Below are 25,222 nucleotides of genomic sequence, written 5' to 3' on the forward strand. Positions count from 1 at the left end.
TTGTGCAACGGTTCTCCGTCATTTCAATCGTTTTCCATGCGATGTTCAGCGCCTTGAAGTCTGTATTTTGGAATCCCCGGATAACTGCCCCTCCATTGCAGATCATGACATGAAACCCGGCAGTTGAGTCGCCAAGGCGTCGACGGCTACACGAACTTTGAGGGGCAGGTGCGGCGTCTGCAGCCACAATGCATGGCAATCATATAGAAACGGCGGTTGCTCCGGCAGAAGCCGGACGAGCGTGCCCGCCTCGATCCGCCCCCGCACCAGCCAGTACGGAAGCCATGCAACGCCCATCCCTCGTACGGCGGCATCCGCGATCGCATCCAAATCGTCCAAACGGAACCGATGGAGCGGCATCACCTCCACCGGGGACTGTCCCCGCCTTGGGAAAAGCCAGGGCGGAACCGGCCCGGACCGGCGATAGACGACTGCCGAGTGCTGCGCCAGATCCTCCGGGGTCTCGGGGCAGCCATGCAATTCCAGATAGGCGGGTGAGGCGCATACAATCATCGGCTGGCGTGCGACGCGTCGGGCTATCAATTCGGCTCTGTCCTGCAATACGCCCGTGCGGATGGAGAGATCATAGCCATCTTCGGCAAGGTCGATGATGCGATCGTTGAACGAGAGGTCCAGTTCCAGCGTGGGATGCTTTCGGGCGAGTTCCAGCAACACGGGAGTGACGCAATGGCGGCCGAAATGGACCGGCATCGTGACACGCAGCTTTCCGCGCGGCTCGGAAAGCTGATCGGCTGCAAGCGCATCCGCCGCTTGCGCTTCCGCGAGGACCACCCGGCACCGCTCGTAATAGACGCAACCGAACTCCGTGAGGCTCTGTCGTCGGGTGGTGCGGTTGATAAGCTGCACGCCAAGTCGGTCCTCTAAGGACCGAACATGCTTGCCGACCATCGGTCCGGAAAGACCAAGCGTCGCCGCCGCGGCGGCGAAGGAGCCGAGATCGACCGCTTTGACGAATACAGCCATGCTGGTCAGACGATCCATATTAAAAACTCACCGTTTCGACTGTGCTGCCTGTCTGACTATTTATCGAGTTCGGAGCTGCTGTCATAGGTCATTCAAAGCATTTGTTTTGGAGTGTTGCTATGGCGCGCGTTGTTCGCTTTCACGAGTTGGGTGGTCCGGAGGTGCTGCGGATCGAGGATGTGAGTGTCCCGGAGCCCGGCCCCGAGGAGGTTCGTATCCGCGTCAAGGCGCTGGGCCTCAACCGGGCCGAGGCTTTGCTGCGCTCCGGTGTCTATATCGAGACGGCAACATTTCCTTCGGGCCTTGGCCTCGAGGCAGCAGGTCTTGTCGAAGCGGTCGGCCCGGGCGTTCGAGGGTTCGCGCCCGGCGATCCGGTCAGCGTGCTGCCGCCGAAATCGATGATCCGGTGGCCCGCCTATGGAGAACTTGCGAGATTTCCTGCTGCGCTCCTCGTCAGGCACCCGCCGTCGCTAAGCTGGGAAGAAGCGGCTGCTGTATGGATGCAGTATCTCACCGCTTATGGCGGGCTGGTTGATATCGGAGGGCTCCGCAGGGGAGATTTTGTCGCCATCACCGCCGCATCGAGCAGTGTCGGGCTTGCCGCGATCCAGATTGCCAATACGGTCGGCGCCATTCCGATAGCGGTGACCCGGACCTCCGCCAAGCGGCAACGGCTGCTGGAGGCCGGTGCGGCGCATGTCATCGCCTCCATGGAGGGGGACCTAGAGGCGCAGCTGAATAAAGTTGCCGGGCAGCAGGGAATTCGCGTCGTGTTTGATCCCGTAGGCGGCCCGATCTTCGAGCCACTGGCTGCCGCGATGGCCTCGGGCGGCATACTTGTCGAGTATGGCGGGCTGAGCCCGGAGAAGACTCCGTTCCCGCTGTTTGCCGTGCTGAGCAAGGGGCTGACGCTGCGCGGCTATCTGGTCCATGAGCTGCTCGCCGATCCGGAGCGCCTTGAGCCTGCCAAGGCATTCATCCTGGAAGGTCTGGAGTCGGGCGCCTTGAGGCCCATCATCGCCAGGACGTTCCCGTTCGACCAGATCGTCGAGGCTCACCGTTTTCTGGAGTCCAACGAACAGTTCGGCAAAATTGTCGTCACTGTCTGACGGGTAATGCGAACTCCGTCCCGATCAAGCGAACCGCATCGCCGATCTCTCTCGCGCCTTCGCCGCCACTTCCTCGCGATTGCGTGGAGGCTGTGAGGTCTCCAGCGAATCCAGAAGGTCGCGCGCGCATGCCGCGATCGAGTCGACGGCGCGTTCGAACGCGGCCTCATTGCGTTTCGACGGTTTGGTCGTTCCGCTCAGCTTGCGCACGAACTGCAGCGCCGCGTCGCGGATTTCCTCGTCCGTCGCCGGCGGATCGAAATTGAACAGAGGTTTTATGTTTCGGCACATGACTTGCTCCCGGTCATCTCTCCCAAGGGAGGTGGCTCCGATGAAGGTAGTCGCGTGACCGCTATTTGCAACCGGTCAAGCCGGGCACGGCGACAAACCGCGCCCGGGATCCCCCACAACGGCGAGATACTTGGCTGCCCGTGACCGTTGATCAACTGGAACTGAGGACGTAACGGCGATTGCCGGCAAGCGCAGGACGCGCGTTCATCGAGTACAGTGCGGTGAATTTCTTGATGTCTGCCGGATCCACCTCGACCGGTTCCATGACCACCATCCAATCAACGATCTCGCTGCACGGAGGGGTGGTCAGTGATCCCTCATAGGTCCAATACCTGAGCGAGGATGGCAAGAGGCCATTCGGATCAACAGCGGCGAGCGGCAGTTCTTCGCCGGGCTTGCGTGGGAACTTCGCTGCGAGGTTTGCGAAGGTTGAGTTGGCCGCACCGGGCACCAGGAAGACGCCGAGCACGCCGAGCGTGCCAGTCTCCGCGCTCTTGTGAACGAAATGCGCTTCCATGGGAAAGTTGCCGCCGTCGACGGAATGCTCGCTCGGGGCGTGGAAATGGTACTGCACCAGATCATAGGTCTTGTCGCCGCGACGAAGCGTACCGCCCGCAGCCTTCACCTGGATCGTATGGCCATTGTTGAGAATCGTGCCACCGCTTTTCCAGTCCGCCGCAAGGTCCGGAATATCGGCCTTGATCGCGCCGCGGATATCAATCGGCGATTGCTGCGATCCGGCCGAACAGGCGCTGTTCTCCGCCGCCAAAGAGCCCCAATGCTCGGGCCCCTCTTCGCCATCGTAGCCCCAATGCACGCCCTCTGCGGCGTAGGCGGTTTTGACGCAAAGCGGGCAGGCGGCAAGCAGGGCCAAACCTTTGAGGAAATTACGCCTTTCCATTCATATACCTTTCGAAATGAGCACGAGTGGACGCACTCGCGGGGACTCGATGCGGCTCCTTACCTGTCCATTCGCTGTCAGGACGAGGAATTTCAGGATCTTCTCGGCGGCCATTTTTTCGCTTCTGACGGGACGTGGCTCCTCAGAACCGCTTTCCTTCGTGCAACCTGAAAAGCACGACCAGCAGCCGCACTCCGCCTTAGCCGCTGAATTGCTCCACGCCGCATAGCCGCGCCTCATCGCATCTCAAATGCAGGAAGCGTATGCCGCGAGGCATTCGAGCGTTCACTTTCGCGGTTTGTAACATCTATTGACGATATGATAACATCAATATACGTTACAAACGCGCCGACCCAAGTGGCGCTTTCGGAGGAGAACCATGAAAAACAAGACTTTGCTGACAGCTCTGTCAGCGATGACGCTCGCCCTTTCCCTTTCGACCGCCGCTATCGCGAAGGACAGCTACCGCGTCGCCGTGATCCGCTGGGATCCCAACGACATCTATTTCAACGGCGTGCAGCTCGGTCAGGAAATCGAGAAGAAGCGCATCGAGGAAAAGGACGGCGTGAAGATCGAGTTCACGGTCTTCGGAGCCAATGACGTGAGTGCGCAGCGCAACGCGCTCGACGCCCAGATCGCCCGCGGCGTCGACGGCGTACTTCTTGTGCCCTGGCGCGGCGAGGCGATGATCAGGACCGTAGAGGAGCTGGCCGCCAAGAACATCCCGGTCGTCGTGTCGAATGCATTCGTTCCGAAATCGAAATCGACCTTCGTGGCCTTCGACAACGAGACGGCCGGCCGCAAGGGCGGCGAGGCGATCGTCAGCTGGCTCGACAAGAACCGCGGTGAGGACTGGCGCAAGCAGGACGGCGTGATCATCGAACTGCGCTGCATCATCACCGCTTCTTTCGACATCGGCCGTAGTGCCGGCTATCATTCGGCCTTCGATCCGATCGTGAAGGACAATCCGGGCATCAAGATCGAATCGCACGAGGCGGGATGCGACGGCTCCAAGGCACGCAAGGTCGTGGACGACATGATCTCGCGCTACGGCAAGGACAAGATCCTCGCGGTCGCCAGCATCGACGGCACCATGGGCATCGGCGGCGCCATCCCGGCCTTCGCCGCGCAGGGAATTCTGAAGAAGTCGGACGATCCGGCCCATATTCCGGTCGCGACGATCGACGGGACGCAGCCGGAGCTTGCCGCCGTCGAGAAGGGAGACCTGACCCATGTTTCGGTCCAGCCGGCGACGGGTGAGGGCATCGTCTCCATGCGCCTGCTCTACGACATGATGAAGAACGGCAAGCTGCTCGAAAGATCGGCTTCCGCCGGCACCTATCCGATCGAGGGCGAGGAACTCTGGGCGCCGGTCGAGATCGTGCCGTCCGACGCCTTCGACGGCGACTGGTACAAGATCCGGGCCTATTCCGTACCTGAGGACGTTCCCGCGAAGGACGAACGCAACTGGGCCAACCAGATGAAGGCCGCCGATTGATCGACCGGCGGCGGCGTCATCGCCGCCGCCCTTCCCCTTTCAGTGAGCAACTCCATGATCCATTCCGCCGCCTCCGCGCCGGCAGACGCAGCGCCGTCATACCGCCTTGCGGGCCTGACCAAGAACTTTCCGGGACTGACCGCAGTTGCGGATGTCGATCTCTCCGTCCGCCGTGGCGAGATCCACGGTATCATCGGCCGCAACGGCGCCGGCAAGTCCGTGCTGATGAGCCTCATATCCGGTGCGCAGCAGGCGACCTCCGGTGCGATCGAGATCGGCGGGCAGGTCGTTGGCATCGCCGATTACAACCCTGTACGCGCCCATGGCCTCGGCGTCTCGCTCGTGCCGCAGGAGCCGAAATTCGCGCCGCGGCTCTCGGTTGTCGACAACATGTTCATGGGCCAGCCGCTGGCGCGGCGGTTCGGCTTTCTGCGTCGCGCCGACATGCGGCTGAAGGCGATCGAGGTGGCCGAGGCCGTCGGGCTTTCGATCGATCCCGAGGCGATGATGCTGACGCTGCCTATAGAGAGCCAGCAGCTTCTCGCCTTCGGCAAGGCGCAGTTCATCGACGAGGCGAGCGTCATTCTTCTCGACGAGATCACGGCGTCTCTGTCGCGCGAGCGCAAGACCATGCTGCTTTCGCTTCTGCGCGATCTGGTACGCCGTCACCCGGATCGTTCCTATACGCTGATCTCGCATCACGTCTCGGAGATCATGGAGTTCTGCGACCGCGTGACGGTAATGCGCGATGCGCGCGCCGTCGCCACCCTCGACGTCGCCGGCACGACCGGCGCGGAGCTCGCCAACTGGATCGTCGGCGATATTCCGGTGATGAGTCTCGACGGCGTCTCGCGTGCGGTGCCGGAAGACAAGTCGCGCCCGATCGCCCGAATTTCCGGCCTCACCCGCTTCGGCGTTTTCGAGGATGTCACACTTTCGCTCGGCACGGGGGACGTCGTCGGCTTTGCCGGCCTCGACGGGTCCGGCAAGGACGAAGCGGCCGAAGCCCTTTTCGGCCTCGGTGCGCTCGATGCCGGGACATTCGAGATGGAGGGCGAGACGCTTCACCTCACCTCGCCCGGCGAGGCGATGAAGCATGGCATCGCGTTGCTTCCCAAGCATCGCGAACGCCAGGCCGTCATCCAGGGCCGGTCGATCGCCGAAAACACGCTTATCTCGAGCTATCACCAGTTTTCCACCGCGCTGGGTCTCATCGACAGCCGCCGCGCGCACGACGTCACGGCGGGCAAGATCGCCGAGTTCAAGGTAAAGGCTCGGGGGCCGGAGGTCGGCATGAGCGGTCTTTCAGGGGGTAACAAACAGAAGATATTGATCGCGCGCCTGACGCTCAACGCGCCGCGTCTGCCGATCCTCAACGAGCCGACACGCGGCGTCGACCTCGCCACCAAGCCGGAGATCCTCAAGGCGATCCGCACCGACCTGTCGCGTGACAGCGCCGTGATCATGCTGACGGAGAGCGAGGAGGAAATGATCACCGTCTGCGACCGCATCTACGTCTTCTTCCGCGGGCGCGTCATCGCCGTCCTGAAACGCGGGGAGGACAATTTCACCGTCCCCGCTCTCTACAAGACCATCCAAGGAGTTTGAACGATGTCCGCCAGCACAGTCCGGCTGTTCTCCCGTCTGATGGAGCGCCACCTCATCTGGGTGCTGCTCGCCGTTCTCGTCGCCGTCGGGCTCACCGTTCCCGGCTTCGCCTCCGCGCAGAACATCTTGAATGTTCTCTGGGCGGCCGCGCCGCTCGGCTGCATGGTGCTCGGGCTTTTCCTGGTCCTTCTGATAAAGGAAGTCGACCTGTCGCTCGAATCGACATTCGCCTTCGCGCCCGCGGTCGCCATCGTCGCGATGACCGTCTGGGCGCCGGATCTCATTCATCCCGTTCTCGCCGTGATCCTGACGCCGGTCGTCGGCCTTCTCGTCGGCCTTGCCGCGGGTGCCTTCGCGGTGAACCTCAGGGTTAACGCCTTCCTGGTGACGCTCGCGACGCTGCTCGTCATGCGCGGTGCGGTGGTCTATCTGATCCCCGAAGGGATCTACTACCTGCCGGCCGATTATACCTATCTCGGGGAAGCGCGCTGGTTCGGCATTCCCGTCGCGATCTTCGTCTGGCTCGTCCTCTACGGCATCGCCTATGTCCTGATGGAGCGCCACCGCATCGGCAAGGAAATCTACGCGATCGGCAACAACGAGGAAGCGGCCTTCCTCGCCGGCGTGAAGGTGCGCCGCACCAAGATCCTCTGCTTCGGCATTGCCGGCCTTGCGGCCGCCATCGGCGGCCTGCTGGAAGTCGGCCGTTTGCAATCGGTCGTCGCCGACCTCGGCGAAGGCGACATCCTGATGGTCTTCGCCGGGACCATTCTCGGGGGAACGAGCCTCAGCGGCGGCATCGGGCGCCTCTCCGGAGTCTTCGGCGCGGTCATCGTGATCGCCATCATCGAGAACCTCATGAACCTGACCGGTATCGCGCCTTCCATCCGACAGATGGTGTTCGGTTGCGTGCTGCTCGTCGCCATCTATCTTGCCAGCCTGCAGGACCGGTTCGCGCTGCGTGCGAGCCGCTGACGGAGGGAACATGGCACTGCTCCTGGGCATCGATAGCGGATTGACCGTCACCAAGGCGGTCATCTTCGAGGAGGACGGCGCGCCGCTCGCCGTGGCGCGGCGGCGGGTTCCGCAGTCCTTTCCCCAACCGCGCCATGTGGAACGCGACATGGACGAGCTATGGTCGGCGACCGCCGAGGCGATCCGCGAGGCGATCGCCTCAAGCGGTCGACCGGCCGGCGACATCAAGGCGGTCGCCGCGACGGCCCATGGCGACGGTCTCTATCTGCTCGACAGCGCAAAGCGGCCGCTCGGCGCGGGCATTCTCTCGCTCGACAGCCGCGCCGGCGCGGTCGTCGAGGCGTGGGAGGGCGACGGGATCGCACGCAAGGCGCTTGAACTGACCGGACAGACGGCGCATGCCTCCGCACCGTCGGCTTTGCTTGCGCACATCAAGCGGCACGAGCCGGAGCGCTACCGCGCCATCGCCCATGTCTTCACCTGCAAGGATTGGCTTCGCTGCTGCCTTACGGATAGGGTTGGCACCGATCTGACCGAGGCGAGCACCAGTTTTACCGACGTGCGTACGCAGGACTACGATCCGGCAGCGCTCGCGGTCTTCGGGCTCGAGGAATTGTGGCCCGCGCTGGCGCCGGTTTCCCGGCCGGACGAGATCGTGGGCCTGGTCACGCGCCGGGCAGCGGAAGCAACGGGGCTTGTCGAGGGCACGCCGGTAGCAGCCGGCCTGCACGACGTGACGGCCTCGGCGCTTGGCATCGGCGCTCACGCGCCGGGGGAGCTCGCCGTCGTCGCCGGCACCTACTCGATCAACGAGCTGGTGACCGAAGCACCTATGCCCGATCCGCGCTGGTTCTGCCGCAACGGAATCCGCAAGGGCTGGTGGAACTGCATGGCGATCTCGCCGGCCTCGACGGCGAACTACGACTGGTTCCTCGACAATTTCTGCCGCGACCTTTCGGAAAAGGCCGCGCGCGAGGGTGGCGACGTGCATGCGCTGGTGCGGCCGGAACTCGAACGCGCGCTGGAAAAACCTTCGGACATCGTCTTCCACCCCTTCCTCTTCGGCTCGCCCTTCGGCAGTCAGGCGAGCGCCGGCTTTTTTGGCGTCCATGGCTGGCATGAGCGCGGCGACCTCCTGAAGGCGGTGCTGGAAGGCATCGTCTTCAACCATAAGCTCCATATCGACGATCTTCTCTCGGAGGTTCGCGTTGAACGCCTGCGCATCAGCGGCGGCGGTGCGAGGAGCCCGGTGCTTGCGCAGATGTTCGCCGACGCCACTGGGCTCGTAACCGACGTTTCCTCGGCGGATGAAGCCGCTGCCTGGGGCGCTGCGCTTGTGGCGGGCTCCGCCGTCGGCATCTATCCGGGTCCCGAAAAGGGGGCGGCCGCAACGACGCGCATCCTCCGATCGCATCAGCCCGACCAGGCGCGCGGTACACGTCTCTGCGAACGCTACGAACTCTTCAGGCAACTTGCGGACAGTATGGCAAAGCAGTGGCGAACCATCGAGGATCTCGCAAAGCGGTCAAGGGAGACGAACGGATGAAGGCGGAAGCACGGCGCGAGGAGATTGCGGACTACATCATGAGGGCCGGCCAAGCCCGCATCGAGGATCTCGTCGAGCACTTCGGCGTCTCGCGCATGACCATCCACCGGCATATCGATGCGCTCGCCCAGCAGGGCGTGCTGCGCAAGCTGCACGGCATGGTCACGGTCCAGCCCTCCGGCCTCTATGAAAGCACCTTCCGCTACCGCGAGACCGTGGGCAAGGCGGAGAAGGAAGCCCTGGCGCGGGCCGCCATGGCCTATGTCGAGGCGGGGCAGGCGGTCATGCTCGACGATTCCTCCACGGCATGCGCGCTGGCAGGCCTGCTGCCGGAAGCCCATCCGCTCACCGTTATCACCAACAGCCACGCTTCGGCCGCCAAGCTGATCGGTGCCGACGAGGTCGAACTGATCAGTCTCGGCGGCAAATATCACCGGAATTACAATGCCTATATCGGCATCACCTGCGAAAAGGCCGTGGCCAGCCTCAGGGCGAATGTCCTGTTCTGTTCCGCCTCGGCGATCGACGGCGTGACGGCCTTCATCCAGGATGCGCAGGTCACCAAGGTCAAGCAGGCGATGATGGCCTCGTCCATCCGCAGGATCCTGCTCGTCGACTCCTCCAAATTCGGCAAGGTCGCGCTCAATGTGCTTGGCGATCTTACCGCCTTCGACACGGTGCTGACGACGGATCGCGTCCGCGAGGAGGAGAGGGCGCATCTCAGGCAGGCGGGCGTGAATCTCGAAATCGTGAAAATGGGCAAGACTACATGAATGCGAGTGCATCAGGCGCCGGCGCCTTTCCCGGAGGTATGGGCGAACGGATGGCAGCGATGGAGGCGCGCGGCGAGATCGACGTGCTGATCGTGGGCGCCGGCGTGAACGGGGCGGGGCTCTTCCGCGACCTGACGGCCCAGGGTCTGGATTGCCTGCTCGTCGAAAAGAACGACTACGCGGCCGGAACGAGCGCGGCACCCTCGCGCCTCATCCATGGCGGGCTCAAATATCTCGAAACGGGGGAGTTCCGTCTCGTTGCCCAGTCGACGCTGGAACGGAATCTGCTGCTCGCCAACGCGCCTCACTACGTCAAGCCGCTGCCGACCCTGATCCCGATCTTTTCGTGGACGAAAGGCATCGGCGCCGCCTTGCGCACGCTCTTCGGCGCGAAAGGTGCACCGCGCAGCCGAGGCGCGCTTCTCGTCAAGATCGGGCTGATGCTCTACGATTTCTACGGTGCACGCCACCGCGTCATGCCGCGCCACTCCACCTCCGGCCGCGCCGCATCGCTGCGCGATCTGCCGGCGCTGACGCCTGAAATCGTGGCGACAAGCACCTATTACGACGCCACCGTGACCCATCCGGAGCGTCTGGTGCTCGAACTCGTGCGCGACGGGTTAGCAGACAGCCCGCGTTCGGCCGCGCTCAACCATGCCCGGCTGGAACGCGCCGCAGACGGCGCGCTTGCGGTTCACAGCCTGATCGCGGACGCGGTCGCGACCGTGCGGCCGAAGATCGTCGTCAATGCGGCCGGCCCCTGGATCGACGAGGTCAATGCCATCCTCGGCGAACCCTCTCGCATGATCGGCGGCACCAAGGGGTCGCACATCCTGCTCGACCATCCCGAACTCCTGAAGGAGCTGAAGGGGCGCATGATCTATTTCGAGGCGGATGACGGGCGCATCTGCCTCGTCTTCGACTATCTCGGCCGCGCGCTTGCCGGTTCCACCGATATCAAAGCCGCTAATCCGGACAGTGTCCGCTGCGAGCCGGACGAGGTGGAATACCTGCTCGAAAGCCTGCGCCGGCTGCTGCCGAAGCTCCGCTTCTCGCGCGACCAGATCGTCTACGTCTATAGCGGCATCAGGCCGCTGCCGGCCTCGGATGCGAAAGACCCCGGCCTCATCACCCGCGACCACGCGACGCCGGTCATGGAACCGGGTCCCGGCCGGCCCTATCCGGTCTATTCCCTGATCGGCGGCAAGTGGACGACCTTCCGCGGTTACGCGGAGGAGGTCGCGGACATGCTGCTGCCGCGCCTCTCCGCCAGCCGCAGGGTTTCCACGCGCCATCTCGCCATTGGCGGCGGGCGCGACTATCCGAAGAGCGAGGCCCTGCGGCGGGACTGGATCGCGAGCGTTGCCGGCGGCAGCGGTCTGCCGGAGGCCCGCATCGGCGAGCTGTTCGCCCGCTACGGCACGGGGGCGAAGACGGTTGCGGCTCATATCGCCGGCTTCCCGGGGGACGCGCCGCTTTCCGGAGCACCCGACTACAGTTCCGGTGAAGTGGATTTCCTCATATCCCGCGAGCAGGTGGGCACGCTCGCCGATCTCCTCTTTCGCCGCACGACGCTCGCCGTCACCGGCCGGCTGACGGCCGGGCTCGTCGAGGCGCTCGCCGATCAAACGGCGCAGAGACTCGGCTGGGATGCGCCGCGCCGCAGCGAGGAGATTGCGGCTGTCCGCGAGCGGCTGAAAATCTTTCATGGAGTTGAGCTGAAATGACCGCGAAGAGTTACGACGAGAAGATGGCGCGCATCCGCGCCGGCGCTTACCGGCCGGGCGACTTCATCCTTGTGGACGCGAAGGATGCCGATATCTCCGGCGGTATCCTGACGGCCGGCCCCCGGCGCGGGCGGAACGGCGTGATTGCCGGCAACCGCACGCGCAGGGAGTTTCTCGCGGAGATGGAGGCGCTCGTCGCCGAAAGGGCAATCGATGTGCTGCTCGCTTCGGCGGGCAATATCGAGCGGCTCGTCGAGCGCGGTGTCTTCGAAGGGAGCTCTGTGACGCCGGCCTTTCGCGCCAACGAGACGACCGACGTCTGGCTCAATCTGCGCGGGGGACGCTACCGCGAAACCCCGGCTCAGCCCTATCGCGGCGCCGACCTTTCGAGAGCCGGGGCCGATCTCTGCCTGTTTTCCGTGACTTTCAACAACGATGCCAAATGCGACGTCGCCATGCTGGAAGCCTATCGCGCTTTCCGGGCGGATGCGCGCGCCGCAGGCAAGCGGCACTTCCTCGAAGTGTTCAATCCCAATATCGAGACCGGCTTCGGCGTCGCGGAAACGGGCGCCTTCGTGAACGATTGCATCGTGCGCGCGCTGGCCAGTCTGACGCGGGCGGAGCGGCCGGAATTCCTCAAGATCGTCTATAACGGCCGCCGGGCGCTCGAAGAACTGGTCGAGCATGACGATACGGTCGTCGTCGGCGTGATGGGCGGGGCAAGCGGGACGCACCGTGACGCGCTGGAACTCGTCGCGCGCGCCGAGGCGAGCGGCGCGCGCCTCGGCATCTTCGGCCGCAAGATCAATCTGGCCGAGCACCAGCCCTCGCTGACGAAATGGATGCGGGCGGTCGCTGATGGCGACGCGAAGCCGGAAGAGGCGGTCAGGGGATACCACGGCGATCTGCAACGCCTGGGGCTGCGGCCGGATCGCGAGCTCGACGTCGACATCGAGGTCACCGATGCCGCGCTGCGGCAAGACGGGTAGCCGATAAGCGCTCGGCTATAACCCTCAGTACTCGACCAGACGATCGTCGTCGGGGTCCGCCCATCGGGTGTTCGGGACGACGGAAAACCATCCGGGGCGGGAGGGATCCCGGTCGTAGGGATAGCCGCCGAGCGTCTTATGGAAGTCGGCGTACTGTCCGAGCTTGTCACGATCGAGCTCGACCCCGAGACCCGGCGCCGTCGGCACCCTGATGGTGCCGTTCTCGTAGCGCATCGGGCCGCCGACGATGATATCGTCGGTTAGCTGGTGATAATGCGCGTCCGCGTGGAAGACGAGGTTCGGGAGAACCGCGCCGAGATGCAGCATCGTGGCGAGCTGAATGCCGAGTTCGCCCGACGAATGCACCGCAATGCCGAGCTGGAAGGTCTCGCAGACGCCCGCCGCCTTTACGCAAGGCCGGATGCCGCCCCAGAAGGTTGTGTCGAGCAGGATGACGTCGACTGCGGGATTGAGAATATTGGCGGCGAGCTGTTCGAAATTCACGACAACGGTATTGGTGGCCAGCGGCATGGTCGTGTTCTCGCGGACCCGCCGCATGCCGTTCAGCCCCCAGGTGGGATCTTCATAATAGTCGTTGTTGAGATCCTCGATGCCTTTGGCGAAGCGGATCGCCTCCTCGACGCTGAACGCCGCGTTCGGGTCGTAGCGGACGCTGTCGGGGCCGAGCGCCTTCGCCCATGCGCGAAAGACCTCCAGCTCGTAGTCCGGCGGGAAGACGCCGCTCTTCAGCTTGTGCGAGGTGAATCCGCACTTCTTTTTCAGCGCCAGCGTCTGCTCGATGAGCTGATCGGCCGTGCGCGTCTCGCCTTCGCCGGTGTCCTTGTTGGGAAGGCGGAAAAACATATAGCTGGCAAAAGGAACCGCATCCCGCATCTTGCCGCCCAGGAGATCGCAGACCGGTATGCCGAGAAATTTGCCCATGATGTCGAGGCAGGCGAACTCGACGGCCGCATGCATCTGGGTGCGGTTGTTGTAGAGGCTGGCGGTCGGGTTGCAGATCATGAAGCGGAGATTTTCCAGCTCGAAGGGGTCATGGCCGAGGAGGTATGGTTTCAAAGCCCGGAACGTCGCCTCGGCGCTCTCTCCGCCTCCGCCCATTTCACCGAGGCCGATGATGCCCACATCGGTTTCCACCTCGATGATTGTACGGACGAACCGCCCCCAATGTGCGCCGTTGGAATGACGCAGCGGCGCTTCCAGCGGAACGGTGACGGTGGTCGCGCGAATGTCGGTGATCCTGGGTCGCTTCATGGGAGGCTCCAATGCAGGCTTTCTGGTGCGAGGGCTAGGGCGGGCGTGGCAGGGCGCCCCCCCTGCCTGTCCGTCGGCGCGGGCCGGAACCGGTCCCCCTGCTATTGCGCCTCCCCCAGTACGCGCAGGATTTCGTAGCAGGCGCCGAATGGATGGTAGTCGGTTTTGCCCGAAGGGCTCTTGATGTTGCTCTGCTTCACGCCGCCGGGTGAGAGAATGCGGAACCAGCAACCGTATTCGTGATCGATCAGGTGCCGCCAGCTGTAGCGCCAGAGCCGGTCGTAATCCTGCCAGTAGCGCTCCAGGCCGGTACGTGCAGCCAGCGCGGCGGCGGCGGCCAGCGTTTCGCAATGGACCCAGTGATATTTGTCGAGGTCGTAAAGCCTGCCGTCCGGCCCGTAGCTGTAATGCATGCCTCCGAATTCGAGGTCGGCGCTTTTCGCCAAAGCCGTTTCATAGAGCAGGACCGCCTTCGGCAGGATCCAGTCTTGCGGACGGTACCGCTCGAGGATGAGGAGCAGCTTGGTCCATTCGGTCATGTGGCCCGGGAGGTATCCGTAAGGGCGGAACAGATGCTTCGGGTCGTCCTTGTTGTAGTCCCAGTCGATCGACCAGTCCTCGCGATAGTGCTCCCAGACCACGCCGTTGGCGCCTGCGGCAAGCTCGACGCAGATGCGCCGGGCGAGCGTTTCGGCGCGATCGAGGTAACGGGTCTCGCCCGTCGCCTCGTAGGCCGCCAGCATCGCTTCTGTCATGTGCATATTGGCGTTCTGACCGCGATAGGGCGAGATCTCCTGCCAGTCGCGGCTGATCTCGTCCTTGAAGAGCTCGCGTTCCGGCTCCCAGAAGCGACTCTCCAAGAGGTCCCAGGTTTCGGAGAGTCTGGCGTCCATGCCGGAAATTCCAGCCTTCAGCGCCGTCGCATAGGCGAGCAGGACAAAGGCGTGACCATAGCAGTGCTTGGTCGCATCCGCAGGCTTGCGGCCGTGCATCAGCCAGAAATAGCCGCCATGTTCCGGATCGCGGTGAGCCTCGTCGAGATAACGGACGCCGTGCGCGGCCGCCTCCGCGAAATCCGGACGCTGAAAAAGCACGGCGGCGGTCGCATAGTTGAAGATGAAGCGTGTGGTCGAGACGAGGTGCTGGGTCTTCCGCTCGGTGATGAAACCGTCGTCGCGGTATTCGTTGAAATAGCCTCCGTCTTCCGTGTTGAGGCAGATGGGATGGTAGAAATCCATGATCTCGCGCATATGGGCGAGCAGGAAGTCTTTCGAGCGGAAATCGGGCAACGGTTTCATGACGTGCTTCCGGTCAATCTGGAATGACGATGCCGAGCTTGGAAAGAACGCCGCCGTCGATCTTGATGTCGGCGCCCGTGATGAAGCGGGCCTTCTCGCCGGCGAGGAAGGCAACGAGTTCGGCGATCTCGGAGGGCTTTCCGACGCGGCCCAGCGGGTGCCCCTTGCCCCAGGCCTCGAGCGTCGCCTCGGCGGTGCCGTCGCCTTTCCACAGATCGGCGGCCCAGCGCAGCATCGGCGTATCGACGGAGGCGGGGCAGACGGCATTGACAGTGATATTGTCCCCGGCGTGGTCCAGCGCCATGGCGCGCACGAGGGCATTGATCGCGCCCTTGCTCGCTGTATAGGCGGCGACGCCCGCCTGGGAGGCAAAGGCCTGTACGGATGAGATGGCGACGATCGCGCCGCCGCCGCGCTTGCGCATTTCAGGAATGGCGAATTTAGATGCGAGAAAGATCCCCTTCAGATTGACGTCGAGGACGTCGTCCCAGACCTCCTCCTGCGTATCGACCACCGTGCCGTAGCGCTGGATTCCTGCACAGCACGCAAGAATGTCCACGCCGCCGTGGCGCGATGCGGCGGCTTCGACCGCCGCCGCCATGTCGTCCCTGGAGCGGACGTCGCCGAGGAATCCGGTTGCGTTGCTCCCGATCGTCGCCACGGCGTCCTCGACCGAAGCCTCGTCGTTCGCAACGATCGTCACCTTGCCGCCGCCGGCAGCAAAGCGGCGGGCGCAGGCGAGGCCCATGCCGAGGCTGCCGCCGGTGACGATGATGCTCTTGCCGTTGAAATCGCTCATCACGGAGTCTCCAATGCAAAGGAAGGGGATTAGCCGGGCATCCCGAATTTCGGCTCGGCGGTGCCGTGGCCCACGCCCGCGACGGCAAAGAGCCCGCCCTCCAGCGGATGCGCGTCGAGATGGGCGGCCGGCATCGTGAAGCGCGCCGAGGTCACATAGAGGGTGGAAAGATCCGCCCCGCCGAACGTGCAGCTCGTCGGCCAGCTTACCGGCAGTTCGATCAATTCGAGGAGACGGCCATCGCCGTCGAATCCCGCTACGGCGGCCCCGCCGGCCACGCGGCAGTTCCAGAGTCGGTCCTGCGCGTCGAGGCAGGAGCCGTCCGGCAGCCCGCGCGCAAAGCCCGCGACGATGGTGCGCCGGTTGCCGATCGCCCTGCCGGCCGGATCATGGTCGAACGCGTAGATCTCGTTTGCGAGCGTGTCGGCGAAGAAGAAGCGTTCGTCCCTGGTCCAGCCCATCGTATTGGTGATGCCGTATTCGTTCGGCGTGAGCCGCGAAACCTGCCCGGCCGGATCGATGCGGTAGATCGCGCCGGATTTGCGGTCCATGTCCCGCGGCGAACCGTCGGCGTTGAGATTGCTCTGCATCGTCGCGACCCAGAAGGAACCATCCGGTGCGACGCGTCCCTCGTTGAGGCGGTTCTCCGGCATGTCCGGTTCCGGCACGGCAAATTCTTCGAATGCCGCGCCGGGTGTCCACAGGCATACGGTGCGCGTGAGGCCGACGATGAAGCCGCCATCCCTCCGCATGCCGATCGATGTCACGAAGTCGGGCGTCGCCCACGTGTCGTGCCGGCCGCTATCCGGTTCGAGCCGGTGGATGCGTCTGCCGACGATATCGACCCAGAAGAGCGCCTTTTCTTCCGCCGACCAGAGGACGCTCTCGCCGACGACATCCTTCGCATCGAGGACCAGGGAGACCCGGGCATTCATGACAGCACCGCCGGGTCGGGGACGGCGCGCCCCGGCCGGCCGGCACCTTCTCCCATCTCGTTCCTGACAATGGACTGCATGACGATGGACAGCATGCCCGCACAATCCTCCCCGTCCTCTTGCATTCTTGTATGCAAGATTTCGATGCTGGTCAAGAAGGCCCGAAATGACAGCTGGAAATCGCGGGCTTCCCGGCGTAATCTCCGCCGGAATGTGTTTGCATGCAAAAATACATAAAGCAGGGTTTTATGGCGCGTGACACGAGGATATCGGCGGCGGAGCATTGCTACCGCACTCTTTCCCGGAAGATCATCGGGCTCGAACTGAAGCCGAACGAGCCGGTGGGAGAGCATGCGCTGGCCGAGCTTCTCGGCGTCAGCCGCACGCCTGTGCGCGAGGCGCTGTCGCGGTTGAGCGCGGAAGGACTTGTCGACCTGCGCTCGCGGGCGGGCGTCGTGGTTGCGCCGATCCGCATGGATGCGGTCCGGACGGCCCAGTTCGTTCGCGAACAGCTGGAGGTGGCAATCGTCGCCGAAGCGGCCGGGCAAACCAACCGCCGCATTCTGCTCGGCATCCGGCAGGCGATCGAGGAACAGGAACTCGCCATTGCCGAGGACAACCCGGATCTATTTTTCGAGTGCGACGAGCGCATGCACGCACTCTACTGCAGCCTGGCCGGCCGCGACGGCGTCTGGAGCTTCATTTCCGACGCCAAGAAGCACATGGACCGCGTTCGCCGGCTATCGATACAGGCCGGCCAGCTCGACCAGCTGGTCGAGGATCACCGGGGAGTTTTCGAGGCGGTGACCGAGGGGAATGCCGACAGGGCGCAGGAAATCATGCGCCTGCATCTACGCCGCGCCATGATCGACCTCAGCGAGCTTGCGCGGCGGTTCTCGGCCTATTTCGAGACCAGCAGTTTGCAGGCATGACGCGGCGGCGCCGCGGATTCTGCCGGCGCGCGAAAATCGCTTGAATAAACATGACAAAAGCCACTGCGCCACCACGTCGGCCGATGCGTAGGAGGCGACATCTGATTTCCCCGATCGCAGGCAGTGTAGACGTCCGTGAGGAACATTACCCCAGTCGGCGAAGCTTGCGCGAATTTGCGGTTGACATCTGCCAAGCGCAAAGCTACAGATAGGTAGAAAGATACCTATACGATAGGTCGGAGGAAAGCTTGGTGGAGATCGGGCCAGAGGAAGCGTCATCCATCTGCCGGATGGGCGGAGACGGGTTGCTCGGCGGCGTCATGGCTGCCGTCAAGACCCATATCCGCGAGAATGGCCTGCAGGTCGGCGACTCGCTGCCGAGCGAGGGGGCCCTTGCCGAAACGCTGGGCGTATCCCGCAGCGTCGTGCGCGAGGCCTACCGCTCGCTCGCCGCGCTCACGCTGATCGACATCGGCAATGGCCGGCGTCCGCGGGTGGCGGCGCCCAGGGCGGACGTGCTGGCGCTGGTGACCGACCATGCAGTCCATACCGATCAGGTAACGATCCAGCAGATTTTCGATGTCCGTAGGACCATCGAGCGCCGAACCGTCGTGCTGGCGGCCATGCGCCGCACCGACAGGGAAGCCGCCGAAATCGTTGCGCTTGCCGAAGCGATGCAGAGGGAATTGGACGAGCCGGCCAGGGTGATGGAACACGACATCGCCTTTCACGAAGCGATCGCCTCGGCGTCCCGCAACCCGATGTTCGCGCTGATCGTCGGCTCCTTCCATGTCGTGACGCGCCATACCTGGCCGATCGGCTGGGCAAGCCGGGGCAGTAATGAAACGCGGCAGGAAAGTATCGACGGCCACATGGCCATCGCACAGGCGATCGCGAACGGAGATGCGGCGAAGGCCGAACAGGCAATGGTCGAGCATTTCGACCTGACGGTAAAGGCGCTGCTGGCGGCGGGGGTATATTGAACATGAAGATAACGGCATTCGAAACGGTCCGCGTGCGCGACTTTCCCAATATTCTCTGGGTCCGCATCCACACGGACGAGGGGCTTGTCGGACTTGGCGAGACCTTCTTCATGGCGCAAACCGTGGAGACCTACATCCATGAGGTGGTGGCTCCGAAACTCGTCGGGCGCGACCCGCTGGAGATCGACCGCATCTCGAAGGATCTGACGGGCTATCTCGGTTTCCGCTCGACCGGGGCGGAGATGCGCGGCAATTCGGCGGTGGATATCGGTCTCTGGGACCTTTTCGGCAAGGCGACGAACCTGCCGATCGCCCAGCTTCTCGGCGGCTTCTCGCGCCGCGAGATCCGTACCTACAACACCTGCGCCGGCAACACCTATATGCGCGACGCAAAGGGCCAGCAGACGGCAAATTACGGCATCGGCGGTCCGCGGCGCGATTATGACGACCTGAATGGATTTCTGGAGCGGGCGGACGAACTTGCCGAGGACCTCCTGTCCGAAGGCATTACGGCCATGAAGATCTGGCCGTTCGATATCGCGGCGGAGAAGAGCGCCGGGCAGTATATTTCCGGACCGGACCTGCGCAAGGCGCTGGAACCCTTCGAGAAAATCCGCAAGCGCGTCGGCGACCGCATCGACATCATGGTCGAGTTCCACTCCATGTGGCAACTGACGCCCGCCATCCAGATCGCTCGGGCGCTGGAGCCCTATGCCACCTTCTGGCACGAAGACCCGATCAAGATGGACTCGCTGTCCAGTCTGAAGCGGTATGCGGCGGCAAGCCGCGCGCCGCTTTGCGCGTCGGAAACGCTTGCGACCCGCTGGGCCTTCCGCGATCTCATGGAAACGGATGCGGCCGGGGTCGTGATGCTCGATCTCTCCTGGTGCGGCGGGATTTCCGAAGCCAAGAAGATCGCCGCCATGGCCGAGGCCTGGCACCTTCCGGTCGCGCCGCACGATTGCACCGGCCCGGTGGTGCTCGCGGCTTCGACGCACCTTTCGCTGAACGCGCCGAACGCCCTCGTCCAGGAAAGCGTGCGTGCCTACTACAAGACCTGGTATGCGGACCTGACGACACAGCTGCCGACTGTAACGAACGGCATGATCACCGTCCCGCCGGGGGCGGGGCACGGAGTCGATCTTGCTCCCGATCTCGACCGGAAGTTCGAGGTGTCGCGGCGCAGCTCGTCAGTCGAAGGATAGAAGTTGACTTGTATGGTAGTAGGCCAATAGCTTGTGGGGAGCTTGGAGGGGGGCCGGATGCAGACCATCAGACCGCAGCGCGTTCTGTCCGCGATCGAGGCCGTCGGACCGCAGGTCTATCGCATCCTGCGCGAGCGGATCATTCAGGCCGAACTCGTACCCGGCGCGCGTATCTCGGAAGCGGAGATCGCAAGGGGCCTCTCGACCAGCCGCCAGCCGGTTCGCGAAGCTTTCATAAAGCTGGCGGAGGAGGGGCTGGTCCAGGTCCTGCCCCAACGCGGCACCTTTGTGACGCGGATCTCGACCGCATCCGTCATGGACGTGCGCTTCGTGCGCGAGGCGATCGAGGCCGATATCGTGCGTCAGGTCGCCGCCGAGCATACGGCGAACACGGTCGACCAACTGCGGGAGCAGATCGCCCGCCAGAGGCGTGTGCCGCATGACGATCGCGCCGCGTTCCTTCGGCTGGATGAATTGTTCCACCACACACTCGCGACGGCCGCCGGCCGTGCCTATGCATGGAGCGTGATCGAAAGCGTCAAGGCGCAGATGGACCGCGTCCGGTTCCTGAGTGTCGACGACCTGCAGATCGGCCGGCTGATCGAACAGCACGAGTGCATCGTCGAGGCGATCGCAGCCGGCGATGTCGGCGGGGCCGAGCAGGCGCTGCGTATGCATCTGCGCGAAATTCTGAAGTCATTGCCCGAGATCGCGCGATCACGGGCGGAGTTCTTCGACGGCACGGGGTAGCCGGCCGGCGCAACCATGAATGATGTTCAACGGGAGGTAACGCATCATGATCCGGAAATTGGTAGCAGGAACGGCCCTCGGGCTGACGCTGATCGCCTCTGGCGCCAGCGCGGAAGGTCTCAACATAGCTTTCATCAGCCATTCGTCGGCCTCGAACACATTCTGGCAGGCGGTCAAGAAGGGTTATGACGACGCCTGCGAAAAGGTCGGCGCCTCGTGCCAGTTGATCCTCACGCAGACCGAAGGCGCGGTCGAGCAGGCCGTCGCCAATCTGCAGGCGGCGATCGCCTCCAGGCCGGACGCGATCTTCGTCGCGATCGTCGACAACAATGCCTATGACAATGTGATCAAGGAAGCCGTGGACGCCGGCATTCTGGTGCTCGCCGTCAATGTCGACGACAGCGAGGGGGCCAAGGGCAATGCCCGTAAAGCCTTCATTGGCCAGGGCTTCACCGCGGCCGGTCACTCGCTCGCCAAAGCCCAGTCGGAAAACTTCCCGAAGGAGGGCCCGCTCAATCTGCTGGTCGGTGTCAATGCCCCGGGGCAGACTTGGTCGGAGCAGCGCGCCGGCGGCGTCACGAAGTTTCTGGAGGAGTACAAGGCCGAGCATTCCGACCGCGAGATCAATATCACCCGCATCGACTCGGCGACCGACCTCGCATTGACCGCCGACCGCATCGGTGCCTACCTCAATGCCAATCCGGATACGACCGCCTATTTCGATACCGGCTATTGGCATGCCGGCGTCGCCAAGGTCCTGAAGGATCGCGGCATCGAGCCGGGAAAGGTCCTGCTCGGCGGCTTTGACCTCGTGCCTGAGGTGCTGCAGCAGATGGAGGCGGGCTATGTTCAGGTGCAGGTCGATCAGCAGCCCTATATGCAGGGCTTCATCCCGGTCATGCAGGCATATCTCTGGAAAACCGCCGGCTTGACGCCCTCGGACGTCGATACGGGACAGGGCATCGTCACTCCGAAGGAGGTGCCGACGATTCTCGAACTGGCGAAGCAGGGCCTGCGCTGATCCGGCGCTCCCGATAAGCAACAGGCGTCTTGCCCGCGCGAGCTCGAGACTGGAGCGGTGTGAGGAGAACGGTGCGCCGTTCTCCGTCCGCATCCCGTCTCGACTCTCCAGAATCGATCACGACGCCGAACCACGAGTGGCAGCCCATGAAGCGGTTTCTGAAAATCTATCTCGACAAGCCGGAGCTTGCCGGCCTTGCCCTGCTGATCGTCCTCGTCCTTGTCTTCCAGGCGAAGTCGAACGGCATTCTTCTTTCCTTCGAGAACATGCGAGGCGTCATGGGTCTTCTGCCCGAAATGGCGCTCGTCGCCATCGGCGTGACGGTCCTGATGATCTGCGGCGAATTCGACCTGTCGGTCGGGTCCGTTTTTGCCCTGATGCCGATGTCGATGGCGGTGATACTGAATTCCGGCGTGCCCTTCGCCGGCGCAGTGCTGCTCGGCCTCTTGGTCTGCGCAGTGATCGGGTTCATCAATGGTTATGTGACGCTGCAATTCTCGATACCGAGCTTCATCACGACGCTCGGCATGCTCTTCATCGCACGCTCGCTGACCATCGTCATATCAGGCGGCTTCCCGCCGCTTCTGCCGCCCGACCTGCCGACCTGGCTTTTCACGGACTATATCTGGCAGGGCTCGGCTTTCCGCATGTCCTTCCTCTGGTTCGTCGTCATCGCCGCACTCGTGGCGGCGCTGCTGTCGCTCACCAATTTCGGCAACTGGATCCGGGCGACCGGCGGCTTCAACGAGGCCGCCGCCTCGATGGGTATTCCGGTCAAGCGCGTGAAGATCGTGTGCTTCATGCTCTGCTCGGTGCTGGCGGGTTTTGCGGGCCTGCTTCAGGTGCTGCGCCTCGGCTCGCCGCTGCCGTCGATCGGCGAGGGGCTGGAGTTGCAGGCCGTCGCTGCGGCCGTGATCGGCGGCACGGCGCTTGCCGGCGGGATCGGAACGGTCTTCGGGGCCATCATCGGCACGCTTCTGATCCGCACCATCGACAACGGCCTCGTCCTCTCCCGTGTCGACGCCAACTGGTTCAAGTTCGCGATCGGCGTTTTGACCATGCTCGCCGTCATCGCCAATGCCTGGATGGGCAAGATGTCCCGCAGGATCAAGGTGGAGGCGCACAAATGACCACGCCGATCATCGAATGCCGCAACCTTCAGAAGTGGTACAGCGGCGTGCATGCGCTGAAGAATGTCGACCTCACGATCCATCCCGGCGAGACCGTCGGCCTCGTCGGCGACAATGGCGCCGGCAAGTCGACGCTCATCAAGATTCTCTCGGGCGTCCACCATCAGGATTCCGGTGAAGTGCTGATCGAAGGCCGCAAGGTGGCCCTGCGCAGCCCCAAGGATGCGATGCGCCACGGGCTGGAGACGATCTATCAGTACAACTCCATGGTTCCGACCATGTCGATCGCCCGCAATCTCTTCATCGGCCGCGAGCCGATGAAATGGTCGGTCTTCGGCGTCGGCATCATGGACCAGAAGCGCATGCGCGCCGAAAGCATTCAGGCCATCGCCGACGTCGATCTGCACCTGCGCTCGCCGGATGCGCTGGTCGGAGAGCTCTCGGGCGGCCAGCGGCAGGGCGTAGCGATCGCGCGCGCCATGCATTTCAAGTCGAAGGTGCTGATCCTCGATGAGCCGACGAACCATCTTTCGGTCAAGGAGACCGATAAGGTGATCGGCTTCGTGCGCGGCTTGAAGGCGCAGGGCCTGACCGGAATCTTCATCTCGCACAACATGCAGCACGTCTTCCAATCCTGCGACCGCATCGTCGCCATGGCGCGCGGCGAGGTCGTGTTCGACAAGCCGACCGCCGCAACGTCGATCGACGAGGTTCACGCGCTTCTGTGAGGTAACGATGACAGAACTTTCTGGAAAGACCGTGCTCATCACCGGCGCGCTCGGTACGCTCGGCCGCGCACAGGCCGAACGGCTCGCGCGCACCGGCGCCGCCTTGCTGCTGCTCGATCGGCCCGGCGCCGAAGCCGGCGAGGGGTTCGCCGCGCGTATTGCCGCGGTTCACGGTGCCAGGGCAATCTATGTCGGCGAGGATCTGAATAGCCTGGCTTCGGCGGAACAACGGGCGGCAGCGCTTTGCCGCGAGCATGGCGGCATCGACATTCTCATCAACAATGCGGCGCTCATCATCAACAAGCCCTTCGAGGATTTTTCCCTGGAGGAATACGAGGATCAGGTCCGCGTCAATTCGTCGGCAGCCTTCGCGCTTGTCCGAGCCGTCGCGCCGGGAATGAAGGAGAAGCGCTACGGCAAGATCGTCAATTTCTGCTCCCTTACGCTGAACGGCCGCTGGGACGGCTACGTGCCCTATGTGGCATCCAAGGGCGCGATGCTGGGGCTGACGAAGGCGCTTGCTCGCGAACTCGGTCCTCACGGCGTGCGCGTCAACGCGGTGTCGCCGGGCGCCGTGGTTTCGGAGGCGGAGGAGCGGGTCTTTGCCGATCGCCTGCAGCAGTACAATGACTGGATTCTCGAAAATCAGTCGCTGAAGGCGCGTATCCAGCCCGCCGATGTCGCCGACCTGGTGCACTTCCTCGTCTCGCCGGCCTCCGACATGATTTCCGGCCAGAACATCGCGATCGACGGTGGCTGGTGATGATGCCGATCGACCTCTCCAATGGCGATGCCCGCATCGTCGTGCGGCCCGATCTCGGCGCCGGGCTGACGGCGTTCGACGTGCTGCACGATGGCGTGTGGCAGCCGGTCTTCCGCAGGGTCGATCCGTTTACCGCGCATCCCTTTGCGCTTTCGAACATTCTTCTTGTTCCCTTTTCCGGGCGGATCTCCGGTGGCGGGTTCATGTTTGACGGGACCTTTCATGCTCTGCCGCGGAATATCGAGACGGAGCCATATCCGATCCACGGGAACGGCTTTTCCGCCGTGTGGAACGTTGCCTCCCTGAGCGCGGATTCCCTCACGCTCACCCTTTCCGCCGAAGGACCCGGGCCCTTCCGCTACGATGCGAGAATGTCCTACAGGCTGCAGGCTGCGGGTCTGGTGATGGAGCTGAGCCTCGTCAACCGCGCCAAGATACGTCTGCCCTACGGCGCCGGTTTTCATCCCTGGTTCGTCCGCGACCCGGATACGACGCTGCACGCACCGGCCGGCGGCGTTTGGCTCGAGCAATCCGATCACCTGCCAAGGGCCTATGAAGCCACAGCCGCACATCCGGAGATGGATTTCAGCAGCCCGCAGCCATTGCCGGCCCGCTGGATCAACAACTGGTTCGACGGCTGGGGCGGTAAGGCTCGCATCCACTGGCCAAGTCGTGGGCTCGTGGCGGACGTGGATGCGAGCAAGCCACTCCGCCAATACGTCGTCTTCTCACCCGCTGCCGATGCTGACTTCTTCTGCTTCGAACCGGTGACGCACCCCGTCGATGCGTTCAATCTTCCCGGCAAGACCGAAGCCCACGGCCTCAAGATTCTCGAGCCGGATGAATCGCTTGCTGTCTCCACCCGCGTCGCCGCAAGCTTCGGCTGAGCATGTCGCAGCCGCTGGCTCCAAGCGGTGCGCAAGCCGCAGACCCTCTTGCCGTGCCCAATCAGCGCCGAGTGCGGCGGACTGCATCGTCGACGATATAGTTGACGCGACGACGTCC

Annotated in this window: 24 protein-coding genes; 17 read left to right on the top strand and 7 right to left on the bottom strand. The window is 63.7% G+C overall.

Features of this window, described 5'->3' with window-relative positions; translation table 11 throughout:
- Positions 1-102: 102 nt before the first annotated feature.
- Positions 103-1,002 (bottom strand): LysR family transcriptional regulator, encoded by a 900-nt coding sequence (locus tag SINAR_RS0109835; protein ID WP_027998941.1) that lies wholly within the window; start codon positions 1,000-1,002, stop codon positions 103-105.
- Positions 1,003-1,103: 101 nt separating this feature from the next.
- Here SINAR_RS0109835 and SINAR_RS0109840 point away from each other — a divergent pair, with 101 nt between their 5' ends.
- Positions 1,104-2,093, top strand: coding sequence for a zinc-dependent alcohol dehydrogenase family protein (locus SINAR_RS0109840; RefSeq protein WP_027998942.1), 990 nt, complete (start codon positions 1,104-1,106; stop codon positions 2,091-2,093).
- Between the two features lie 24 nt (positions 2,094-2,117).
- On the opposite strand, the gene SINAR_RS0109845 is transcribed toward SINAR_RS0109840, so the two are convergent.
- Together SINAR_RS0109845 and SINAR_RS0109850 are read right to left on the bottom strand one after the other, a co-directional pair.
- On the bottom strand, positions 2,118-2,384 hold the full coding sequence (locus SINAR_RS0109845) for a DUF2277 domain-containing protein (RefSeq protein WP_027998943.1): 267 nt from the start codon (positions 2,382-2,384) through the stop codon (positions 2,118-2,120).
- Positions 2,385-2,535: 151 nt separating this feature from the next.
- Entirely contained in the window at positions 2,536-3,285 is a 750-nt protein-coding gene (locus tag SINAR_RS0109850) for a carbonic anhydrase (protein WP_027998944.1), read from the bottom strand.
- Positions 3,286-3,664: 379 nt separating this feature from the next.
- Here SINAR_RS0109850 and SINAR_RS0109860 point away from each other — a divergent pair, with 379 nt between their 5' ends.
- From SINAR_RS0109860 to SINAR_RS0109890, 7 genes are read left to right on the top strand one after another with little or no spacing between them, the layout of a single operon-like run.
- Positions 3,665-4,783 carry a sugar ABC transporter substrate-binding protein gene (locus SINAR_RS0109860; RefSeq protein ID WP_027998945.1) on the top strand — a complete coding sequence of 373 codons (1,119 nt, stop codon included), beginning with the start codon at positions 3,665-3,667 and terminating at the stop codon, positions 4,781-4,783.
- Between the two features lie 54 nt (positions 4,784-4,837).
- A complete protein-coding gene (locus tag SINAR_RS0109865) occupies positions 4,838-6,391 on the top strand; it encodes a sugar ABC transporter ATP-binding protein (protein ID WP_027998946.1) in 1,554 nt (517 codons plus the stop codon).
- Between the two features lie 3 nt (positions 6,392-6,394).
- Positions 6,395-7,366, top strand: a complete 972-nt coding sequence (locus tag SINAR_RS0109870; protein ID WP_027998947.1) for an ABC transporter permease — start codon at positions 6,395-6,397, stop codon at positions 7,364-7,366.
- Between the two features lie 10 nt (positions 7,367-7,376).
- Positions 7,377-8,912 (top strand): FGGY-family carbohydrate kinase, encoded by a 1,536-nt coding sequence (locus SINAR_RS0109875; protein ID WP_027998948.1) that lies wholly within the window; start codon positions 7,377-7,379, stop codon positions 8,910-8,912.
- Complete coding sequence (locus tag SINAR_RS0109880; RefSeq protein ID WP_027998949.1) at positions 8,909-9,685, top strand: DeoR/GlpR family DNA-binding transcription regulator; 777 nt, start codon at positions 8,909-8,911, stop codon at positions 9,683-9,685. The genes SINAR_RS0109875 and SINAR_RS0109880 overlap by 4 nt, the downstream gene beginning before the upstream one ends.
- A gap of 38 nt (positions 9,686-9,723) precedes the next feature.
- Positions 9,724-11,412: a glycerol-3-phosphate dehydrogenase/oxidase gene (locus SINAR_RS01000000133325; protein WP_050577483.1), complete on the top strand. Its 1,689-nt coding sequence runs from the start codon at positions 9,724-9,726 to the stop codon at positions 11,410-11,412.
- Complete coding sequence (locus SINAR_RS0109890) at positions 11,409-12,401, top strand: hypothetical protein (RefSeq protein WP_027998950.1); 993 nt, start codon at positions 11,409-11,411, stop codon at positions 12,399-12,401. The genes SINAR_RS01000000133325 and SINAR_RS0109890 overlap by 4 nt, the downstream gene beginning before the upstream one ends.
- A gap of 24 nt (positions 12,402-12,425) precedes the next feature.
- Here SINAR_RS0109890 and SINAR_RS0109895 read toward each other — a convergent pair whose 3' ends face one another.
- The 4 genes from SINAR_RS0109895 to SINAR_RS0109910 all read right to left on the bottom strand — a co-directional run bounded on the left by SINAR_RS0109895 (position 12,426) and on the right by SINAR_RS0109910 (position 16,705).
- A complete protein-coding gene (locus SINAR_RS0109895; protein ID WP_027998951.1) occupies positions 12,426-13,673 on the bottom strand; it encodes an enolase C-terminal domain-like protein in 1,248 nt (415 codons plus the stop codon).
- Positions 13,674-13,774: 101 nt separating this feature from the next.
- Positions 13,775-14,971 (bottom strand): AGE family epimerase/isomerase, encoded by a 1,197-nt coding sequence (locus SINAR_RS0109900; RefSeq protein ID WP_027998952.1) that lies wholly within the window; start codon positions 14,969-14,971, stop codon positions 13,775-13,777.
- A gap of 13 nt (positions 14,972-14,984) precedes the next feature.
- Positions 14,985-15,770, bottom strand: a complete 786-nt coding sequence (locus SINAR_RS0109905; RefSeq protein WP_027998953.1) for an SDR family NAD(P)-dependent oxidoreductase — start codon at positions 15,768-15,770, stop codon at positions 14,985-14,987.
- 29 nt (positions 15,771-15,799) lie between these two features.
- Entirely contained in the window at positions 15,800-16,705 is a 906-nt protein-coding gene (locus tag SINAR_RS0109910) for an SMP-30/gluconolactonase/LRE family protein (protein ID WP_027998954.1), read from the bottom strand.
- 248 nt (positions 16,706-16,953) lie between these two features.
- On the opposite strand from SINAR_RS0109910, the gene SINAR_RS0109920 reads away from it, so the two are divergent.
- The 9 genes from SINAR_RS0109920 to SINAR_RS0109960 all read left to right on the top strand — a co-directional run bounded on the left by SINAR_RS0109920 (position 16,954) and on the right by SINAR_RS0109960 (position 25,104).
- Positions 16,954-17,637: a GntR family transcriptional regulator gene (locus tag SINAR_RS0109920; protein ID WP_027998955.1), complete on the top strand. Its 684-nt coding sequence runs from the start codon at positions 16,954-16,956 to the stop codon at positions 17,635-17,637.
- A gap of 290 nt (positions 17,638-17,927) precedes the next feature.
- Positions 17,928-18,620: a FadR/GntR family transcriptional regulator gene (locus SINAR_RS0109925; RefSeq protein ID WP_033057229.1), complete on the top strand. Its 693-nt coding sequence runs from the start codon at positions 17,928-17,930 to the stop codon at positions 18,618-18,620.
- 2 nt (positions 18,621-18,622) lie between these two features.
- Positions 18,623-19,825, top strand: a complete 1,203-nt coding sequence (locus tag SINAR_RS0109930; RefSeq protein ID WP_027998957.1) for a mandelate racemase/muconate lactonizing enzyme family protein — start codon at positions 18,623-18,625, stop codon at positions 19,823-19,825.
- A 57-nt stretch (positions 19,826-19,882) separates the two neighbouring features.
- The gene (locus SINAR_RS0109935; protein WP_027998958.1) at positions 19,883-20,575 is read left to right on the top strand and encodes a GntR family transcriptional regulator; all 693 of its coding nucleotides are present in this window, start codon (positions 19,883-19,885) and stop codon (positions 20,573-20,575) included.
- A gap of 46 nt (positions 20,576-20,621) precedes the next feature.
- Complete coding sequence (locus SINAR_RS0109940) at positions 20,622-21,596, top strand: sugar ABC transporter substrate-binding protein (RefSeq protein ID WP_027998959.1); 975 nt, start codon at positions 20,622-20,624, stop codon at positions 21,594-21,596.
- Between the two features lie 146 nt (positions 21,597-21,742).
- Entirely contained in the window at positions 21,743-22,726 is a 984-nt protein-coding gene (locus SINAR_RS0109945) for an ABC transporter permease (protein WP_027998960.1), read from the top strand.
- Complete coding sequence (locus SINAR_RS0109950; RefSeq protein WP_027998961.1) at positions 22,723-23,454, top strand: ATP-binding cassette domain-containing protein; 732 nt, start codon at positions 22,723-22,725, stop codon at positions 23,452-23,454. The genes SINAR_RS0109945 and SINAR_RS0109950 overlap by 4 nt, the downstream gene beginning before the upstream one ends.
- A gap of 7 nt (positions 23,455-23,461) precedes the next feature.
- Complete coding sequence (locus tag SINAR_RS0109955; protein WP_027998962.1) at positions 23,462-24,217, top strand: SDR family oxidoreductase; 756 nt, start codon at positions 23,462-23,464, stop codon at positions 24,215-24,217.
- Positions 24,217-25,104 (top strand): aldose 1-epimerase, encoded by an 888-nt coding sequence (locus tag SINAR_RS0109960; protein WP_027998963.1) that lies wholly within the window; start codon positions 24,217-24,219, stop codon positions 25,102-25,104. The genes SINAR_RS0109955 and SINAR_RS0109960 overlap by 1 nt, the downstream gene beginning before the upstream one ends.
- Positions 25,105-25,222: the final 118 nt, after the last annotated feature.

Source organism: Sinorhizobium arboris LMG 14919, from assembly GCF_000427465.1.
In the GTDB taxonomy this organism is placed as follows: Bacteria; Pseudomonadota; Alphaproteobacteria; order Rhizobiales; family Rhizobiaceae; genus Sinorhizobium; species Sinorhizobium arboris.

Bases quoted from the DNA above. Each gene is read 5' to 3' on its own strand.
- SINAR_RS0109835 (WP_027998941.1), bottom strand. From the start codon at position 1,002: ATGGATCGTCTGACCAGCATGGCTGTATTCGTCAAAGCGGTCGATCTC.
- SINAR_RS0109840 (WP_027998942.1), top strand. From the start codon at position 1,104: ATGGCGCGCGTTGTTCGCTTTCACGAGTTGGGTGGTCCGGAGGTGCTG.
- SINAR_RS0109845 (WP_027998943.1), bottom strand. From the start codon at position 2,384: ATGTGCCGAAACATAAAACCTCTGTTCAATTTCGATCCGCCGGCGACG.
- SINAR_RS0109850 (WP_027998944.1), bottom strand. From the start codon at position 3,285: ATGGAAAGGCGTAATTTCCTCAAAGGTTTGGCCCTGCTTGCCGCCTGC.
- SINAR_RS0109860 (WP_027998945.1), top strand. From the start codon at position 3,665: ATGAAAAACAAGACTTTGCTGACAGCTCTGTCAGCGATGACGCTCGCC.
- SINAR_RS0109865 (WP_027998946.1), top strand. From the start codon at position 4,838: ATGATCCATTCCGCCGCCTCCGCGCCGGCAGACGCAGCGCCGTCATAC.
- SINAR_RS0109870 (WP_027998947.1), top strand. From the start codon at position 6,395: ATGTCCGCCAGCACAGTCCGGCTGTTCTCCCGTCTGATGGAGCGCCAC.
- SINAR_RS0109875 (WP_027998948.1), top strand. From the start codon at position 7,377: ATGGCACTGCTCCTGGGCATCGATAGCGGATTGACCGTCACCAAGGCG.
- SINAR_RS0109880 (WP_027998949.1), top strand. From the start codon at position 8,909: ATGAAGGCGGAAGCACGGCGCGAGGAGATTGCGGACTACATCATGAGG.
- SINAR_RS01000000133325 (WP_050577483.1), top strand. From the start codon at position 9,724: ATGGGCGAACGGATGGCAGCGATGGAGGCGCGCGGCGAGATCGACGTG.
- SINAR_RS0109890 (WP_027998950.1), top strand. From the start codon at position 11,409: ATGACCGCGAAGAGTTACGACGAGAAGATGGCGCGCATCCGCGCCGGC.
- SINAR_RS0109895 (WP_027998951.1), bottom strand. From the start codon at position 13,673: ATGAAGCGACCCAGGATCACCGACATTCGCGCGACCACCGTCACCGTT.
- SINAR_RS0109900 (WP_027998952.1), bottom strand. From the start codon at position 14,971: ATGAAACCGTTGCCCGATTTCCGCTCGAAAGACTTCCTGCTCGCCCAT.
- SINAR_RS0109905 (WP_027998953.1), bottom strand. From the start codon at position 15,770: ATGAGCGATTTCAACGGCAAGAGCATCATCGTCACCGGCGGCAGCCTC.
- SINAR_RS0109910 (WP_027998954.1), bottom strand. From the start codon at position 16,705: ATGAATGCCCGGGTCTCCCTGGTCCTCGATGCGAAGGATGTCGTCGGC.
- SINAR_RS0109920 (WP_027998955.1), top strand. From the start codon at position 16,954: ATGGCGCGTGACACGAGGATATCGGCGGCGGAGCATTGCTACCGCACT.
- SINAR_RS0109925 (WP_033057229.1), top strand. From the start codon at position 17,928: ATGGGCGGAGACGGGTTGCTCGGCGGCGTCATGGCTGCCGTCAAGACC.
- SINAR_RS0109930 (WP_027998957.1), top strand. From the start codon at position 18,623: ATGAAGATAACGGCATTCGAAACGGTCCGCGTGCGCGACTTTCCCAAT.
- SINAR_RS0109935 (WP_027998958.1), top strand. From the start codon at position 19,883: ATGCAGACCATCAGACCGCAGCGCGTTCTGTCCGCGATCGAGGCCGTC.
- SINAR_RS0109940 (WP_027998959.1), top strand. From the start codon at position 20,622: ATGATCCGGAAATTGGTAGCAGGAACGGCCCTCGGGCTGACGCTGATC.
- SINAR_RS0109945 (WP_027998960.1), top strand. From the start codon at position 21,743: ATGAAGCGGTTTCTGAAAATCTATCTCGACAAGCCGGAGCTTGCCGGC.
- SINAR_RS0109950 (WP_027998961.1), top strand. From the start codon at position 22,723: ATGACCACGCCGATCATCGAATGCCGCAACCTTCAGAAGTGGTACAGC.
- SINAR_RS0109955 (WP_027998962.1), top strand. From the start codon at position 23,462: ATGACAGAACTTTCTGGAAAGACCGTGCTCATCACCGGCGCGCTCGGT.
- SINAR_RS0109960 (WP_027998963.1), top strand. From the start codon at position 24,217: ATGATGCCGATCGACCTCTCCAATGGCGATGCCCGCATCGTCGTGCGG.